The sequence below is a fragment of the Salinispora fenicalii genome, assembly GCF_000514815.1.
Lineage (GTDB): Bacteria > Actinomycetota > Actinomycetes > Mycobacteriales > Micromonosporaceae > Micromonospora > Micromonospora fenicalii.
In genome coordinates this window covers 1-14289 of record NZ_AZWQ01000035.1, presented here as the reverse complement: position 1 = coordinate 14289, position 14289 = coordinate 1, and the positions used below count along the sequence as shown (strand labels likewise).

The window sequence follows — 14289 nt, the reverse complement described above, 5'->3', positions numbered from 1 at the left end:
GACCAGGCGAACCGGCCGTACACCGGTGCCGCCCACCCCCCACCCGTCTGGCGCCCGGCCACCGGCGCTGCCCGCCGAGGCGTTGCCGCGGCACGTCGCGGTGGTGATGGACGGCAACGGCCGGTGGGCCAAGGAGCGCGGGCTCCCGCGTACAAAAGGGCATGAGGCGGGAGAGTTCTCCCTCTTCGACGCCGTCGAGGGCGCGATCGAGCTGGGCATCCCGTACCTGTCGGCGTACGCGTTCTCGACGGAGAACTGGCGGCGCTCGCCGGACGAGGTGCGCTTCCTCATGGGCTTCAACCGGGACGTGATCCGCCGCCGCCGGGACCAACTGGTCGACCTGGGCGTACGGGTCGTCTGGTCGGGCCGGTCCGGGCGGCTGTGGAAGAGCGTCATCTCGGAGTTGCAGGCGGCCGAGGAGATGTCCCGCGGCAACTCGACGCTCACCCTGCAGTTCTGCGTCAACTATGGCGGGCAGGCCGAGATCGCCGACGCCGCCGCCGCGATCGCCCGGGAGGTCGCGGCCGGCCGGCTCGACCCGGCCAAGGTCACCGAGAAGACCCTGGCCCGCTACCTCTACCACCCGGAGGTCCCCGACGTGGATCTCTTCCTACGCCCCTCCGGAGAGCAACGCACCTCGAACTTCCTGCTCTGGCAGAGCGCCTACGCCGAGTTGGTCTTCCTGGACACGCTCTGGCCGGACTTCGACCGGCGGCACCTCTGGTACGCCTGTGAGCTCTACGCCCAGCGGGACCGCCGGTTCGGCGGAGCACTGCCGAACCCGGTGGCGCCTACCGCCTGACCCTGGGCACTCGGGGTCAGGCTTCAACCTCACTGCGATCGCCCGCCCAGAGCGTGTGGAAGGAGCCGTCGCGGTCGACCCGGCGGTAGGTGTGGGCGCCGAAGTTGTCCCGCAGGCCCTGGATCAGGGCCGCCGGTAGTCGGTTCGCGCGCAGCGCGTCGAAGTAGGAAAGGGACGAGGCGAACGCGGGGGTGGGCACGCCGGCGTGGGCAGCCTCGGCGACCACGCGCCGCCACCCCGACAACCCGGCGCGTACGGTGTCGGCGAACCACGGTGCCACCAGCAGCGTGGGCAGGTCGGGCCGGTCGTCGTACGCCTGCCGGATCCGGTCCAGGAAGTGCGCCCGGATGATGCACCCGCCCCGCCAGATCGTGGCGGTGCCGCCCAGGTCGATGTCCCAGTCGTACTCCTGGCTGCCGGCCCGAATGTGGTCGAAGCCCTGCGCGTAGGCGACGATCTTGCTGGCCAGCAGCGCGCGCCGGACGTCCTCGATGAAGCTGCCCCGCTCCTCGACCCGCCAGGTCGGTCCCGTACCGGCGAACGCGCGGCGGATGGCCGCACGCTGGTCGGCGTGTCCGGAGAGGGAACGCGCGAACGTCGCCTCGGCGATGCTGGTGATCGGGATGCCCAGGTCCAGGGCGTTCTGCACGGTCCAGCGTCCGGTGCCCTTCTGCTCCGCCTGGTCGAGCACGATGTCCACGAAGGCCTGCCCGGTGCTGGCGTCGGTGTGCCCGAGCACCTCAGCGGTGATCTCGATGAGGTACGACTCCAGCTCGCCGGAGTTCCACTCTCGGAAGATCTCCGCCAGCTCGGTCGGTGTCGCGTCCAGACCAGCCCGCAAGAGGTCGTACGCCTCGGCGATGAGCTGCATGTCGGCGTACTCGATGCCGTTGTGAACCATCTTGACGAAGTGGCCGGCTCCGTCCGGCCCGATATGCCGGCAGCAGGGCTCGCCGTCCACCTGCGCCGCGATCTGTTCGAAGATTGGCCCCAGCTTCTGGTAGGACTCGGCCGAGCCGCCCGGCATGATGCTCGGCCCCCACAACGCGCCCTCCTCGCCACCGGAGACACCGGTGCCGACGAAGTGCAGCCCCTGCTTGCGCAGCGCCTCCTCGCGCCGCCGGGTGTCGGCGAAGTGGGCGTTGCCACAGTCGACGATGATGTCGCCGGCATCGAGCAGCGGCACCAACTCGTCGATGACGGCGTCGGTCGGGGCGCCGGCTTTGACCATCGTGATGACCGCCCGGGGCCGCTCCAACGCGCCGACCAGGTCGGCCAGCGAGTCGGTGGGGACGAACTGCCCCTCCTCGCCGTGCTCGGCGACCAGCCGGCGGGTCCGTTCCGGGGAGCGGTTGTGTACCGCCACGACGAAGCCGTTGCGGGCCAGGTTCCGGGCGAGGTTTCGCCCCATCACCGCCAGCCCGGTAACGCCGATCTGTGCCTTCCCGCTCATCCGTGCCACCCCTCCGCCTCGATCTCCGTCTGTGACCGTATCGCGCTCCACGTTCGGCCGGCCCGCACCCACCTCACTCGGCGCTGCGCTGGGCCCGGCGGTCAGCCGATCAGGGGGCGGAACGCGCCGACGGCGACGCTGACTGTGAGCGCGGCGCCGGCCAGTACCGCCGCACCGGCGATCAGGAGACCGTCGGCGCGGCCGAAGTGTTGGCGGCGGGCCATCGACCGGGGGGTCATGGCGTCGAAGCCCCGCGCGTCCATCGCCACCGCGAGTCGGGTTCCGCGGCGGATCGCACCGACCAGTAGCGTGAACGCGGTCGATCCAAAGATCCGCAGCCGGGCCAGCGGATTCCGGCCGGCGTCAACGCCCCGGGCCCGCCGCGCCATGCTGATCATTTGCCACTCCTGGGCGAGTAGCGGCACCAACCGGAACGCCGCTAGCGCCCCGTAGGCGAAGCGGGCGGGCAGTTTGGCATTTTGTACCAGCGCGTCGGCCAGGTCGGTCGGGTCGGTGGTTGCCACCACGATCAATCCCGGCAGGGCCACCGCGAACATGCGCAACACCAGACCGAGCGCGGTGATCAGCACGCCGGAGGTGATCAGGAATGGGCCGGCCTCGGCGAGGATACGTCCGGAGCGCTCGGCGGCGAAGAGCACCAGCGTGACGAGGACGCCGACGGCGCTGAACAGCAGCGGCATCGCCCGGCGGGCGAGCACCCGGAGCCGCACGCCGAACAGCGGTAGCAGGGCCAGTTCGAAGGCGATGGCGATGGCCGGCGTCACCGGGTCGAGGGTGGCGATCAGGATGAACGAGCAGAGCAGCGCCGCTGCCAGTTTCGCCACTGGGTTGCGTCGGGCCAGCGGGGCGTCCGGTCGGGTCACCGGTTCGAGGTTGATCACAGCGCGCTCCGCGGATGGTCGAGCCGTACCTGGCGGTCGGCGAGCGCGGCGATGAACTCCGGGTCGTGGGTCACCGTGACCAGACCGTGCCCGTTGTCGCGCAGCTCGGCGAAGAGCTCCACCAGCTCCCGCCACGTCCGCCGGTCCTGGCCGAAGGTGGGCTCGTCGCAGACGAGCAGGCGGGGCGCGGTGGCCAGGGCCGTCGCCACGCTCAGTCGCCGTGCCTCGCCACCGGAGAGGGTGTACGGGTTCGCCTCGGCGAGCGCCGTCAGGCGGAGCCGGTCGAGTAGCGCGTCCACGGTGGTGCGGACCTGCGCCTCGGTTCGGCCGGTACGGCGTGGGCCCAGCGCCAGCTCATCGGCGACGGTGGTGGTGACGAACTGGTGTTCCGGGTCCTGGAAGACCGAACCGATCCGGCCCACCAGTGCCGGCGCCCGCCATCGGTGCGGTGGGGTGCGGGCGTCCCTGCCGGCCAGCTCTGGGGTCGCGGTGACTTGGCCCGCCGTCGGTGCGAGCAGCCCACCCAGCAGGAGGGCCAGGGTGGACTTCCCGGCCCCGTTGGGTCCGTGGACGGCGAGCGCCTCGCCGGCCCGTACGGTGAGGGAGACGCTGGCCAGCCGGGGCGGCAGGGCGAGTTCGTCGGCGGCGAGCAACTCCGTCCCGGGGGCGGTGGTGGCCCGCCGCAGGGGCGTCGGATGGCCCGGCACCCAGACCCCCTCAGCGGCGAGCGCCTCGCCGTGCGCGGCGAAGACCGCTTGCGGGGCACCGTCGGCTTGGACGCCGCCGCCCGGCGCCAGCACGACCACCCGGTCGACCAGCGGCAGCGCCTCGGCGAGCCGGTGCTCGACGAGGAGCAGGGTGGTGTCGGTGTCGAGCGCCATGGCGACCGCGTCGCGGATCAGCGTCGCACCGGCCGGGTCCAGGTTGGCGGTCGGCTCGTCGAGCAGCAGCAGGCTCGGGCGGAGCGCGAGCACCCCGGCGAGGGCGAGACGCTGCTGTTCGCCGCCGGAGAGCGCGGCGGTCGATCGGTCCCGGCCGTAGCGGAAGCCGACCCGGCGCAGTGCCTCGTCCACCCGGGGCCAGATCTGCTCGGTGGGTAGCCCGCGGTTTTCGGGGCCGAAGGCGACGTCGTCGCCGCAGCGCGCCATCACCAGCTGGGCCTCCGGGTCCTGGAAGAGCAGGCCGACCTCTTCTCGGGCCGTGCGCGGGTCCCGGCCGTCAACCTCGACGGTGCCCTCCTGCTCGCCGGAGTCCTCGGGGAGCAGCCCGGCCAACGCGGCGAGCAGGGTGCTCTTACCCGCCCCGGAGGCCCCCAGCAGGAGGACCCGTTCGCCGTGCTCGATCCGCAGGTCGAGCCCGCGTACGGCCCACCGCTTCCGCCCCGCGTGCCGCCACCCGAAGCCTCGCAACCGGACCGCGCTCACCGGCCGCCGCCCCGGAGCCGGGTGCTGATCCTGGGCACGCCGCGCCGGGCGCTGTTGGCACGCCCGGGCGCGGTCTGCGGCGACGACCTTGTGCCTGCCACGGTGCTCAGATGGTGAAGCGTTCGCGGCCGGCGGGGAACCGGTCCAGCACGCCCGTCTTGGCCAGGGCTTGGGTCAGACGCCGGGCGCCGATCCCGGCGATGGCGGCGGCGCTGGCGATCGTCAGCAGCGCGTACGGGATTCGGTAGCTGAACATTGCGTAAAAGTGGGTCCAGACGAAGAAGTCGAAGATAGCCGCGCCGAGGCCGGCCAGCGCACCCGCGAGCAGCGCCGTGGGCAGTCGGAAGGAGCGGTAGCGGAAGGCGGCGAAGGCCAGTTCGGCGCCGAGCCCTTGGACCATGCCCTGAGGGATGGTGGTGCTGCCCCACTCGTTGCCGAGCAGTGTGGACACCACTGCGGCCACCGCCTCGCAGAAGAATGCCGCGCCGGGGCGGCGGATCACCAGGCCGCCGAGCACCGCCGGGAGCAGCCAGACGCCGTACATGAGGGCCTGCGCCGCCGGGAAGAAGGCGAACGCCGGGGTGGCGACGTTCCAGAGCAGCCCCCAGGCCCAGAAGATGACGCCGAAGGTGACGGCGATAACGGCGGCGACGACGACATCGACGGTGCGCCAGCGGTCGGCTTTTGATCTGATTTTGGTCATTGGTCTTCCCTGTCTGCTCCGGGGAACAGGAGGGGCGCGTCCATGTCCGGTGCGGCCGGACGATGGCACGACTGGAGGCCGACCGAACTCCCTGCGCTGGCATTACCCAGATCAGGTTCGAGGGTCTGTGGGGTGTTACCCACACTCTCAGCGCTGTGCGCTCCCCTGTCGGAGGTGAAAATGTGCGACCGACGCTAGCACCTCCGAAAACATTTCAACAAAGTGGCATTGGTGCAGTTCGGCGGGGGTTCTTCCGGTACACCCCGAGTAGGCTGCCGATCATGCGTATCGATGTCCGAGGTTTCGCCTTCGATCTCCACGTTGGTGGCCCGCCGGCCGGCCCGCCGGTGCTCCTGCTGCACGGCTTCCCCCAGCACAGTGGGGAGTGGTCCGACGTGGTGCCGCTCCTGCACCGCGCCGGGCTGCGCACGTACGCACTCGATCAGCGTGGCTACTCGCCCGGCGCCCGGCCGGCGGCGGTCTCCGCGTACCGCCTCGGTGAGTTGGTCGGCGACGCGGTGGCGGTGCTGGACCGCCTCGGTATCGCCGCTGCGCACGTAGTCGGGCATGACTGGGGCGCCGCGGTCAGCTGGGCCCTCGCGGCGGACCATCCGGCCCGGGTGCGGTCCCTGACCGCGGTCTCCGTGCCGCACCCGGGGGCCCTGGCCCATGCCCTGCGCGCCGACCGGTCGCAGCGGGCCCGCTCGGCGTACATGCGGTTGTTCCGGCGGGAAGGTACGGCGGAGGCGGTGTTGCTGGCCCTGCGGGCGACCGGGCTGCGCCGGATGCTGGCCGGAGCCGGCGACGCCGACCGGGTGGCCACGTACGTCGAGCCGATGCGCGCTCCGGGCGCGTTGACTGCCTTGAACTGGTACCGGGCGATGTCCCACGGTGATCTGGCGGCCGTCGGGCCGGTGTCGGTGCCGACGACGTACGTCTGGAGCGACCGGGACATCGCCCTTGGCCGCACCGCCGCCGAGGCCTGCGCCAGCCACGTGACTGGGGACTACCGCTTCGTCGAGTTGATTGGGGTCAGCCACTGGATTCCGGACCGGGCACCAGCGCCGCTCGCCGACGCGATCGTGGCGCTGGTCCGCGACTCGCGGTGAGCCCTCAGGTGGGGGTGGTGTGCTCGCCGGCGTGACTGACCGCGTCCGCCACGATGTGTGCGACGTGTTCGTCAACCAGCGTGTAGGCGATCTCCCGCCCGCGCCGGGAGCCCCGCACCACCCCGGCGCCGCGGAGCACCCGCAGGTGCTGGGAGACCAGCGGCTGCGCGGCGCCGAGCTGGTCGACCAGCTCGTGTACGCACCGTTCGCCCTCGGCGAGTTGGTTGACGATGGCTAGCCGGATCGGGGCGGAGAGGGCACGCAGCAGCTCGCTCGCCCCCTCGAAGGCGTCGTAGCCGGACTCGCTGCTCACAGGGTTAACGATAACCAGTCCCAGGATTGCGCCGTTGGTTAGGACTGGCTGAGTACCACCTCGTGCGGCTCGGGGGTCGGTGCGTCCGCCGTGGCGACCCGCCGTCGTCGTAGCGTCCGCCAGCCCGCGCCGCCGAGCGCCACCACCGCGAACGAGGCGATCGCCATCAGCACCACCGACGCGCCAGGGGCGGTGTCGGCGTTGGCCGCCACGTAGACCCCGGACCCGGCGGCGAAGAGGCCGAGCGCCATGGCGGCCGTCATCGTGCTGCGGAAGCCGCGGGTGACCTGTTGGGCGGCGGCGACCGGCACCACCATCAGCGCGCTGATCAGCAGGACGCCCACCGCGCGCATCGCGATGGTGACGGTGACCGCGGTGGCGACCGCGAGGAGCAGGTTGAGGGCGCGGACGGGCAGCCCGGAGACTCGCGCGTACTCCTCGTCGTGGCAGATCGCGAAGAGTGCTGGGCGCAACGCCAGCATGGTGACCAGGATCGCCGCACCGAGTACCGCGATCGTGGCCAGGTCGGTGGGGGCGATGGTGGAGAGCGAACCGAAAAGGTACGCGTTGAGACTCGTGCTGGTGCTGTCGGAGAGCCCGACGAGCATCACGCCGCCGGCGATGCCCCCGTAGAAGAGCAGGGCGAGCGCCAGGTCGCCGGAGGTGCGACCGCGGGCCCGGACCAACTCGACGGTGATCGCGCCGAGGCTGGCCACGATCACCGCCACCAGGACCGGGGAGCGGTTCAACAGCAGGCCGGCGCCGACGCCGGTGAGCGCCATGTGCCCGACGCCGTCGCCGATCAGGGCCAGCCGCCGCTGTACCAGGTAGATGCCGAGAGCCGGGGCGGCCAGGCCGATGACCAACGCGCCGATCAGCGCACGCTGCATGTACGGGTACTGGAAGAGTTCCATCTCACGCGCTCCAGAGACCGGCGGGCTCGTTGGGACCGTGCGGGTGCACGTGGTCGTGGTCGGGGTCGGCGTGGTGACCGGCCGGTTCGGGCACCATGCCGTCGTGAGCGATCCCCCCGGCGTGTACGACGACGGCTCGGGAGATCAACGGCCGCAGCGGCCCCAGCTCGTGTGCGACCAGCAGGACGGTACCGCCGCCGACAACGAATTCCTGGAGCGCTCCGGCGAACGCCTCCTGGCTCGCCGCGTCCACACCGGCGGTCGGCTCGTCGAGGACCAGCAGCTCCGGCTCGCCGGCCAAGGCCCGGGCGATGAGGACGCGCTGCTGCTGGCCGCCGGAGAGGGTGGAGACCGGATCACCGGTCCGGTCGGCGAGACCGACCGCCGCCAGCGCGGTCGCCACCGCCCTCCGGTCCGCGCGGCCGGGGGGCCGCAGGATGCCGCGGCGGGCCAGCCGGCCCGCCGCGACCACCTCGCCGACGGTGGCGGGTACGCCACCGCCGGCGCCGAGGCGTTGCGGGACGTACCCGATGCGGTGCCACTGACGGAATCGCCGCGCCGGCTGGTCGAAGAGCTCGACCGAGCCGGAGCTGAGCGGGACCAGCCCGAGCACGGCCCGGGTCAGGGTGGACTTGCCGGAGCCGTTGGCGCCGAGCACGGCCACCACCTCACCGCTGGTCACGGTCAGCGAGATGTCTCGCAGTACGGCCCGGCCCTCGTAGCCGATCGTCGCCCGCATGACGGTGATGATGGGCGTGCTCATGCGCAGTCCAGCCCGGTTTGCAGCGTCGCGAGGTTGGCCCGCATCACCGAGAAGTAGTCCCCGTTGTTGTCGGCGGCGAGCCCCTCGAGCGGGTCGAGCACCGCGGTCTCGGCCCCGACCTGGGCCGCGATGGTCTCGGCGACCTTCGGGCTGACCAGCGTCTCGAAGAAGATCGTGGTGGCCTGGTGCTCCTTGGCCTCCTCGATCACCTCGGCCAGCCGCTGCGGCGATGGCTCGTGCTCCGGGCTCAGCCCGGTGACGCCGATCTGCTCCAGCTGGTAACGCGTGGTCAGGTAGCCGAAGGCGGTGTGGCTGACCACAATCTCCCGCCGTTGGCAGTTCTTCAAGCCGGCGGCGAACTCTGCGTCGAGCTGGTCCAGCTTGCCGCGGAGCTCGGTCGCGCGGGCGGTGTACTCGTCAGCGTGCTCGGGGTCGGCCTGGGCGAGCCGGTCGGCGAGCTGGTCGCCGACGGTGGCGAGCCGGGTGGGGTCCAGCCATAGGTGCGGGTCCTTGCTGCCGGCATCCGCCGCGTGGTCCGGGTCCGCCGGCGTCTCGGCGCCGCCCTCACCCTCGTGTCCGCCTTCGCCTTCGCCTTCGCCTTCGCCTTCGTGGTCGTGGTCGTGGCCGGCGGCGGTGGCGTCGAGCAGCGGCTCGACGGTGGTGACATCGAATGCCCGGTCGGCGGCGTTCTGCTGCACGGCCTCGTCGACCTGCGGCTGGAAGCCCTTGAGGTAGACGATCAGCTCGGCCCCGGCCACCTCCCCGACCTGGCCCGGGCTCAACTCGACGTCGTGCGGCTCGGCGCCGGGCTTGACCAGATTACTGACGGCTACCGCGTCTCCGCCGATCTGCTCAGCCAGGAACTGCAGCGGGTAGAACGCGGCGACGACCTCAACCCGCTCCGGATCGGCATCGGCCGGCTTGTCGGAGCAGGCGGCGGCGCCGAGGGCGAGCAGTGCGGCGGAGGTGGCAGCCAGGGCGCGTGGAGCACGGCGGTTGTTCATGAAGGCAACTGTCCGCAACAATGATAATGATTGTCAAAAACGCATGAGTGCATGTCAGAGAAGCTTGACCAGCCCGGCGGTGATCAGCAGCGTCAGCACCAGGAGCCGGACCACCCGCAGCCGGGCCGGCTGGCTCGCGCCCGTGGTGACCACCAGCGTGGCCACGACCGCCGCGAGAGCGAGGGTGAGTAGCCCGCCGATCACCCCCGGAGTGAAGAGAGCCACCAGCACCACCACCAGGGTGGCCAGGAAGACTGCCGTCGGGTTTGCCCGGGCCAACCAGCTTGCAATCCGGTGCTGCGTACGCTGCATCCCACAGACTTTACGAGGAGGTAGCCGGTGTTGGTCACCAACCGGTTCGTGGTCGAGGCCGATGTCGTTGACGATTTCACCGTGCGGGCACACGCCGCGCTCGCGGCGCTCGCGGCCCGCCCCGGGTACCTGCGCGGGCAACTCATCCGCGCTCTGGACGATCCGCGCTACTGGTGCCTGCTCACCGAGTGGGAGTCGGTCGGCACCTACCGGCGAGCGCTCGGTGGCTTCGATGTCAAGGTCACCGCGGTTCCGCTGCTCGCCGAGTCGGTCGACGAACCTTCGGCCTACGAGGCCCTCGCCACCGCGGCACCCGGTGCCGACGTGGTCGTGACGGCGAGCGATCGGGCGGCCGATCCGTACCGGTGAGCGATACGCACTACATTGATCCCATGACCGCTCCCGGACCGGCCGCTCCCGCACCGCACCCGTCGGTGCCCGGCCCGCCAGACGGCGCCGCACCCCCTGCCGTGCCCGGCCCATCAGACGGCGCCGCACCTCCTGCCGTGCCCGGCCCGCCCCCAGGGCCGGGAGTGCCGAACCCGCCCGCCGGCCCCGGTGTCGTGCCGCCGTTCGCGGCGCCGCCGGTCGAGGGCCGTCGCACCCGGCTCTGGCTGGGGCTCGGCGCCGGGGCGCTCGCACTGGCGCTCTGCTGCGGCGGCGGGGGCGCGGCGGTGATCGGGCTCGTGGTGACCGGCGTGCAGGCGATCGACGAGCAGGGACGGTCCGCCTCCACCGACTACTACCAGGCGCTGATGGAGCGGGACTACGGTGCCGCCTACGACCAACTCTGTGCCCAGGTGCGGCGGCAGGAGTCGCGGCCGGAGTTTGAACGGCGGGTCGCCAGTGAGCCGCAGGTGGCCTCGTTCCGGGTCGGCGAGGTCGACCAGAACACTCTGACCGTGCCGGTCGAGGTCATCTTCAGCGGCGGTGGCCACGATCGCCAACAGGTGAACCTGGAGCAGAACCAGCAGACCGGCGAACTGGAGGTGTGCGGGGTCAGCTGAACCGCCCCCGGTATTCTCCTTGGCTCAGGACGTCGCCGGTCGTGCCGTTGTCCCGAGCCTCGCTCCATCCCGTACTGTCCCCGCCGACCGCCAGCCGGCGTAGGAGGAAAAATGCCTGCAGACCGTATCGACGCCGTCGTTAGCCTCGCCAAGCGTCGGGGTTTTGTCTTCCCGTCCAGCGAGATCTACGGGGGTACCCGTTCGGCGTGGGACTACGGCCCGCTCGGGGTGGAGCTGAAGGAGAACGTCCGCCGACAGTGGTGGCGGAGCATGGTCCAGCAGCGCGACGACGTGGTGGGCCTTGACTCCGCGGTGATCCTGGCCCGTGATGTCTGGGCCGCCTCCGGCCACCTGGACGCGTTCGTGGACCCGCTGACCGAGTGCCAGTCCTGCCACAAGCGGTTCCGGGCCGACCACCTGGAGGAGGCGTACGAGGCCAAGCACGGTCGTCCGCCAGCCTCATTGACCGAGCTGAACTGCCCGAACTGCGGAAACAAGGGCACCTTCACCGAGCCGCGGATGTTCAACGGTCTGATGAAGACTCACCTGGGCCCGGTAGAGAGCGACGAGGGTCTGCACTACCTGCGACCCGAGACCGCCCAGGGCATCTTCGTCAACTACAAGAACGTCGAGACGGTGGCGCGCAAGAAGCCGCCGTTCGGCATCGCCCAGACCGGCAAGTCCTTCCGCAACGAGATCACCCCGGGGAACTTCATCTTCCGGACCCGCGAGTTCGAGCAGATGGAGATGGAGTTCTTCGTCGAACCGGGCACCGATGAGGGCTGGCACGAGTACTGGCTCGCCGAGCGCTGGAACTGGTACCTCGACCTCGGCCTCAGCGAGCGTAACCTGCGTCGCTACGAGCACCCGCAGGAGAAGCTCTCCCACTACTCGAAGCGCACCGTCGACATCGAGTACCGGTTCCAGTTCGGTGGCACCGAGTTCGCGGAGTTGGAGGGCATCGCCAATCGCACCGACTTCGACCTCGCCACCCACAGCAAGCACTCCGGGGTTGACCTGTCCTACTTCGACCAGGCCAAGGGCGAGCGCTGGGTCCCGTACGTGATCGAGCCGGCGGCCGGCCTCACCCGTGCGGTGCTGGCGTTCCTGCTCGAGGCGTACGACGAGGACGAGGCGCCGAACACCAAGGGCGGCGTGGACAAGCGCACGGTGATGCGCTTCGACCCGCGGCTCGCCCCGGTGAAGGTGGCGGTGCTGCCGCTGTCCCGCAACGAGGCGCTTTCGCCGAAGGCCCGGAAGCTCGCCGCTGACCTGCGTAAGCGCTGGGTGGTGGAGTTCGACGACTCGCAGGCCATCGGCCGCCGCTACCGCCGGCAGGACGAGATCGGCACCCCGTTCTGCGTGACGGTCGACTTCGACACTCTCGATGACGACGCGGTGACCATACGGAACCGGGACACGATGGCCCAGGAGCGGATCTCCCTGGACCAGGTCGAGCGGTACCTGATCGAGCGCCTCCCCGGCTGCTGAGCCACGGAGTTACTCCTCCCCCCGCTGGTAGGCCAGCGGGGGGACGGCCAGGGCCTCCTTACACTGGAGTAGTGACCACGACGAAGGCCGTCCCGCCCCGCCCGCTGACCATCGGGCGGCACCAGGTGTGGCCGCCGGTGGTCCTGGCGCCGATGGCGGGCATCACCAACGTCGGGTTCCGTCAGCTCTGCCGGGAACAGGGCGGTGGCATCTACGTCTGCGAGATGATCACCACGGTCGCGCTGGTCGAGCGGAACCCCAAGACGCTTCGCATGATCGCCTTCGGCTCCGGGGAGTCGCCGCGCAGCCTCCAGCTCTACGGCACCGACCCCGACACCACCGCCGCCGCCGTGCGGATCATCGTCGAACGCAACCTCGCCGACCACATCGACCTCAACTTCGGTTGCCCGGTCCCGAAGGTCACCCGCAAGGGCGGCGGCTCCGCCCTGCCGTGGCGGCGTCGGCTCTTCGCCCGGCTGGTGCGGGCCGCGGTGGACGCCGCCACACCTGCCGGGGTGCCGGTCACCGTGAAGATGCGCAAGGGCATCGATGACGATCACCTGACGTACGTGGAGGCGGGCCTCGCCGCCCAGGATGCTGGTGTCGCGGCGGTGGCGCTGCACGGGCGTACGGCTGCCCAACGGTACTCCGGGACCGCCGACTGGGACGCTATCGCGACGCTGAAGGCGGCGCTGGACGTGCCGGTGCTGGGTAACGGCGACATCTGGGAGGCGGACGACGCGCTGCGGATGGTGGCGCACACCGGAGTCGATGGGGTCGTGGTGGGGCGGGGCTGCCTGGGCCGGCCGTGGCTCTTCGCCGACCTGGAGGCTGCTTTCACCGGTTCGTCGCACCGGCGGCTGCCCACGCTGGGGGAGGTGGCCACGACCATGCGCCGGCACGCGGAGCTGTTGGTCGAGCAGTTCACTGTCGGGGCCCGGGACGCCGCGCGCGGTGAACGGGATGGCTGCACCGACTTCCGGAAGCACGTCGCCTGGTACCTGAAGGGCTTTCCGGTCGGCAGTGAGCTACGTCGGTCGCTCGCGATGATTGACAGCCTGGCGCAGCTCGACGATCTGCTCGGCAAGCTCGACCCGGCGGCGCCGTTCCCGGTGGAGACGTTGGGCCAGCCCCGGGGCCGGACCAACTCGCCGGGCAAGGTGTTCCTGCCGAACGGGTGGTTGGACAGCCGGGACGACGACACGGTTCCGCAGGGCGCGGAGTTGGCCGACTCGGGCGGCTGAGCTCGGCCTCGGCGGACAACGACGAGGGCCGGCCCCTGGTGGGGCCGGCCCTGGTCTGGTGGTGGTCAGCTGGTGGAGTAGCCGCGGGTGGCGATCCAGTCCGCGAGGGCTTCGGTGGTGATCCAGTACTCGGCGGTGTTCGGGTTCGCCGAGTCGGCGATCTTCACTTCGTTGCCGGCGTCGCGGTAGCCGTTGACGGTGATGTAGTGGCCGCCGGCGAAGGAGTGGCTCTCGCCGTTGGTGTCGGTGGCGGTGCCGGCGATGTTGGCTACGACGGCGCGGCCGTCGTCGACGGTGCGGATGATGTCTTCGCGCAGGGTGTCGGTCTGCTTGTCGTCGGCTGCGGGGGTGGAGATCTCGACGCTGCGGTACACGTCGCTGCCGGTTTCGGTGTTCAGCACTGGGGTGATGTCGTTGATGGAGTCGGTGCCGGATTCGGTGGTGCCCATCCGCTTGGCCATCGTGTCCATGTCGATTTCCTTGTCCTGTACGGACAGGGCGTTGCGGGCGGCGGCGGGGCCGCAGTAGTAGAAGTTCGGCTGGGCCTCGTAGTCGACCGGGAGTACGCGGGTGCCGTCGCGCTCGCTCTGCGCGGTGGGCTGCGCGGTGGGGGCGGCGAAGGCGGCGCTGGCGGGGGCGGCGATGGCGCCGCCGGTGGCGATCAGGCCAGCAGCGGTCAGGGCGGTCTTGCGNAGGATGTCGGTACGCATGATGATCGAAGCCTTCCGCTCGGGGGTGCCACGGACGCAAAGAGGGGGGTGCGCCGGTGGGTCGCAAGGGGTGGTTCGAGAAGAGATCGAACAAAGGGGGGGTCTCGCCCGGAGGGGGTGCTACTCGGGCGGCCCGGG

16 protein-coding genes and 1 riboswitch are annotated in these 14289 nt (G+C 71.0%); of the genes, 6 read left to right on the top strand and 10 right to left on the bottom strand.

Features of this window, described 5'->3' with window-relative positions:
* The first annotated feature begins 25 nt into the window (after positions 1-25).
* Positions 26-802, top strand: coding sequence for an isoprenyl transferase (locus tag B116_RS0116975; RefSeq protein WP_018723910.1), 777 nt, complete (start codon positions 26-28; stop codon positions 800-802).
* Positions 803-818: 16 nt separating this feature from the next.
* Here B116_RS0116975 and gndA read toward each other — a convergent pair whose 3' ends face one another.
* From gndA to B116_RS0116955, 4 genes are all read right to left on the bottom strand, one after another.
* Positions 819-2255, bottom strand: a complete 1437-nt coding sequence (gndA, locus tag B116_RS0116970) for an NADP-dependent phosphogluconate dehydrogenase (protein ID WP_018723909.1) — start codon at positions 2253-2255, stop codon at positions 819-821.
* A 101-nt stretch (positions 2256-2356) separates the two neighbouring features.
* Positions 2357-3157 (bottom strand): energy-coupling factor transporter transmembrane component T family protein, encoded by an 801-nt coding sequence (locus tag B116_RS0116965; protein WP_018723908.1) that lies wholly within the window; start codon positions 3155-3157, stop codon positions 2357-2359.
* Positions 3154-4581: an ABC transporter ATP-binding protein gene (locus B116_RS0116960; protein WP_027660759.1), complete on the bottom strand. Its 1428-nt coding sequence runs from the start codon at positions 4579-4581 to the stop codon at positions 3154-3156. Before B116_RS0116960 ends, B116_RS0116965 begins: the two co-directional genes overlap by 4 nt.
* A 106-nt stretch (positions 4582-4687) precedes the next feature.
* The gene (locus tag B116_RS0116955) at positions 4688-5284 is read right to left on the bottom strand and encodes an ECF transporter S component (protein WP_018723906.1); all 597 of its coding nucleotides are present in this window, start codon (positions 5282-5284) and stop codon (positions 4688-4690) included.
* Positions 5285-5354: 70 nt separating this feature from the next.
* Positions 5355-5461, bottom strand: a riboswitch (TPP riboswitch).
* Positions 5462-5565: 104 nt separating this feature from the next.
* On the opposite strand from B116_RS0116955, the gene B116_RS0116950 reads away from it, so the two are divergent.
* On the top strand, positions 5566-6393 hold the full coding sequence (locus tag B116_RS0116950) for an alpha/beta fold hydrolase (protein WP_027660758.1): 828 nt from the start codon (positions 5566-5568) through the stop codon (positions 6391-6393).
* Between the two features lie 4 nt (positions 6394-6397).
* Here B116_RS0116950 and B116_RS0116945 read toward each other — a convergent pair whose 3' ends face one another.
* The 5 genes from B116_RS0116945 to B116_RS0116925 are packed head-to-tail and all read right to left on the bottom strand — an operon-like array spanning position 6398 to position 9699.
* A complete protein-coding gene (locus tag B116_RS0116945) occupies positions 6398-6706 on the bottom strand; it encodes an ArsR/SmtB family transcription factor (protein WP_018723904.1) in 309 nt (102 codons plus the stop codon).
* Positions 6707-6744: 38 nt separating this feature from the next.
* Entirely contained in the window at positions 6745-7620 is an 876-nt protein-coding gene (locus B116_RS0116940) for a metal ABC transporter permease (protein WP_018723903.1), read from the bottom strand.
* Position 7621: 1 nt separating this feature from the next.
* Positions 7622-8383 carry a metal ABC transporter ATP-binding protein gene (locus B116_RS0116935; RefSeq protein ID WP_027660757.1) on the bottom strand — a complete coding sequence of 254 codons (762 nt, stop codon included), beginning with the start codon at positions 8381-8383 and terminating at the stop codon, positions 7622-7624.
* Positions 8380-9387: a metal ABC transporter substrate-binding protein gene (locus tag B116_RS0116930; protein WP_027660756.1), complete on the bottom strand. Its 1008-nt coding sequence runs from the start codon at positions 9385-9387 to the stop codon at positions 8380-8382. Before B116_RS0116930 ends, B116_RS0116935 begins: the two co-directional genes overlap by 4 nt.
* A 54-nt stretch (positions 9388-9441) precedes the next feature.
* A complete protein-coding gene (locus tag B116_RS0116925; protein WP_027660755.1) occupies positions 9442-9699 on the bottom strand; it encodes a hypothetical protein in 258 nt (85 codons plus the stop codon).
* 27 nt (positions 9700-9726) lie between these two features.
* Between B116_RS0116925 and B116_RS0116920 the strand changes: the two genes are divergently transcribed.
* From B116_RS0116920 to dusB, 4 genes are all read left to right on the top strand, one after another.
* On the top strand, positions 9727-10068 hold the full coding sequence (locus B116_RS0116920; RefSeq protein WP_027660754.1) for an antibiotic biosynthesis monooxygenase family protein: 342 nt from the start codon (positions 9727-9729) through the stop codon (positions 10066-10068).
* A 164-nt stretch (positions 10069-10232) separates the two neighbouring features.
* A complete protein-coding gene (locus tag B116_RS0116915) occupies positions 10233-10706 on the top strand; it encodes an Rv0361 family membrane protein (protein WP_026322014.1) in 474 nt (157 codons plus the stop codon).
* Positions 10707-10817: 111 nt separating this feature from the next.
* Positions 10818-12197, top strand: coding sequence for a glycine--tRNA ligase (locus B116_RS0116910; protein ID WP_018723897.1), 1380 nt, complete (start codon positions 10818-10820; stop codon positions 12195-12197).
* Between the two features lie 71 nt (positions 12198-12268).
* Positions 12269-13441 (top strand): tRNA dihydrouridine synthase DusB, encoded by a 1173-nt coding sequence (dusB, locus tag B116_RS0116905; RefSeq protein ID WP_027660753.1) that lies wholly within the window; start codon positions 12269-12271, stop codon positions 13439-13441.
* A gap of 65 nt (positions 13442-13506) precedes the next feature.
* Here the strand turns inward: dusB and B116_RS0116900 are convergent, their stop codons facing one another.
* Complete coding sequence (locus tag B116_RS0116900; RefSeq protein WP_027659178.1) at positions 13507-14151, bottom strand: C39 family peptidase; 645 nt, start codon at positions 14149-14151, stop codon at positions 13507-13509.
* Positions 14152-14289 lie beyond the last annotated feature (138 nt).

Excerpts from the sequence above, each read along its gene's own strand:
- gndA (WP_018723909.1), bottom strand. The coding sequence starts at position 2,255 with ATGAGCGGGAAGGCACAGATCGGCGTTACCGGGCTGGCGGTGATGGGG.
- B116_RS0116955 (WP_018723906.1), bottom strand. The coding sequence starts at position 5,284 with ATGACCAAAATCAGATCAAAAGCCGACCGCTGGCGCACCGTCGATGTC.
- B116_RS0116950 (WP_027660758.1), top strand. The coding sequence starts at position 5,566 with ATGCGTATCGATGTCCGAGGTTTCGCCTTCGATCTCCACGTTGGTGGC.
- B116_RS0116940 (WP_018723903.1), bottom strand. The coding sequence starts at position 7,620 with ATGGAACTCTTCCAGTACCCGTACATGCAGCGTGCGCTGATCGGCGCG.
- B116_RS0116935 (WP_027660757.1), bottom strand. The coding sequence starts at position 8,383 with ATGAGCACGCCCATCATCACCGTCATGCGGGCGACGATCGGCTACGAG.
- B116_RS0116930 (WP_027660756.1), bottom strand. The coding sequence starts at position 9,387 with ATGAACAACCGCCGTGCTCCACGCGCCCTGGCTGCCACCTCCGCCGCA.
- B116_RS0116925 (WP_027660755.1), bottom strand. The coding sequence starts at position 9,699 with ATGCAGCGTACGCAGCACCGGATTGCAAGCTGGTTGGCCCGGGCAAAC.
- B116_RS0116910 (WP_018723897.1), top strand. The coding sequence starts at position 10,818 with ATGCCTGCAGACCGTATCGACGCCGTCGTTAGCCTCGCCAAGCGTCGG.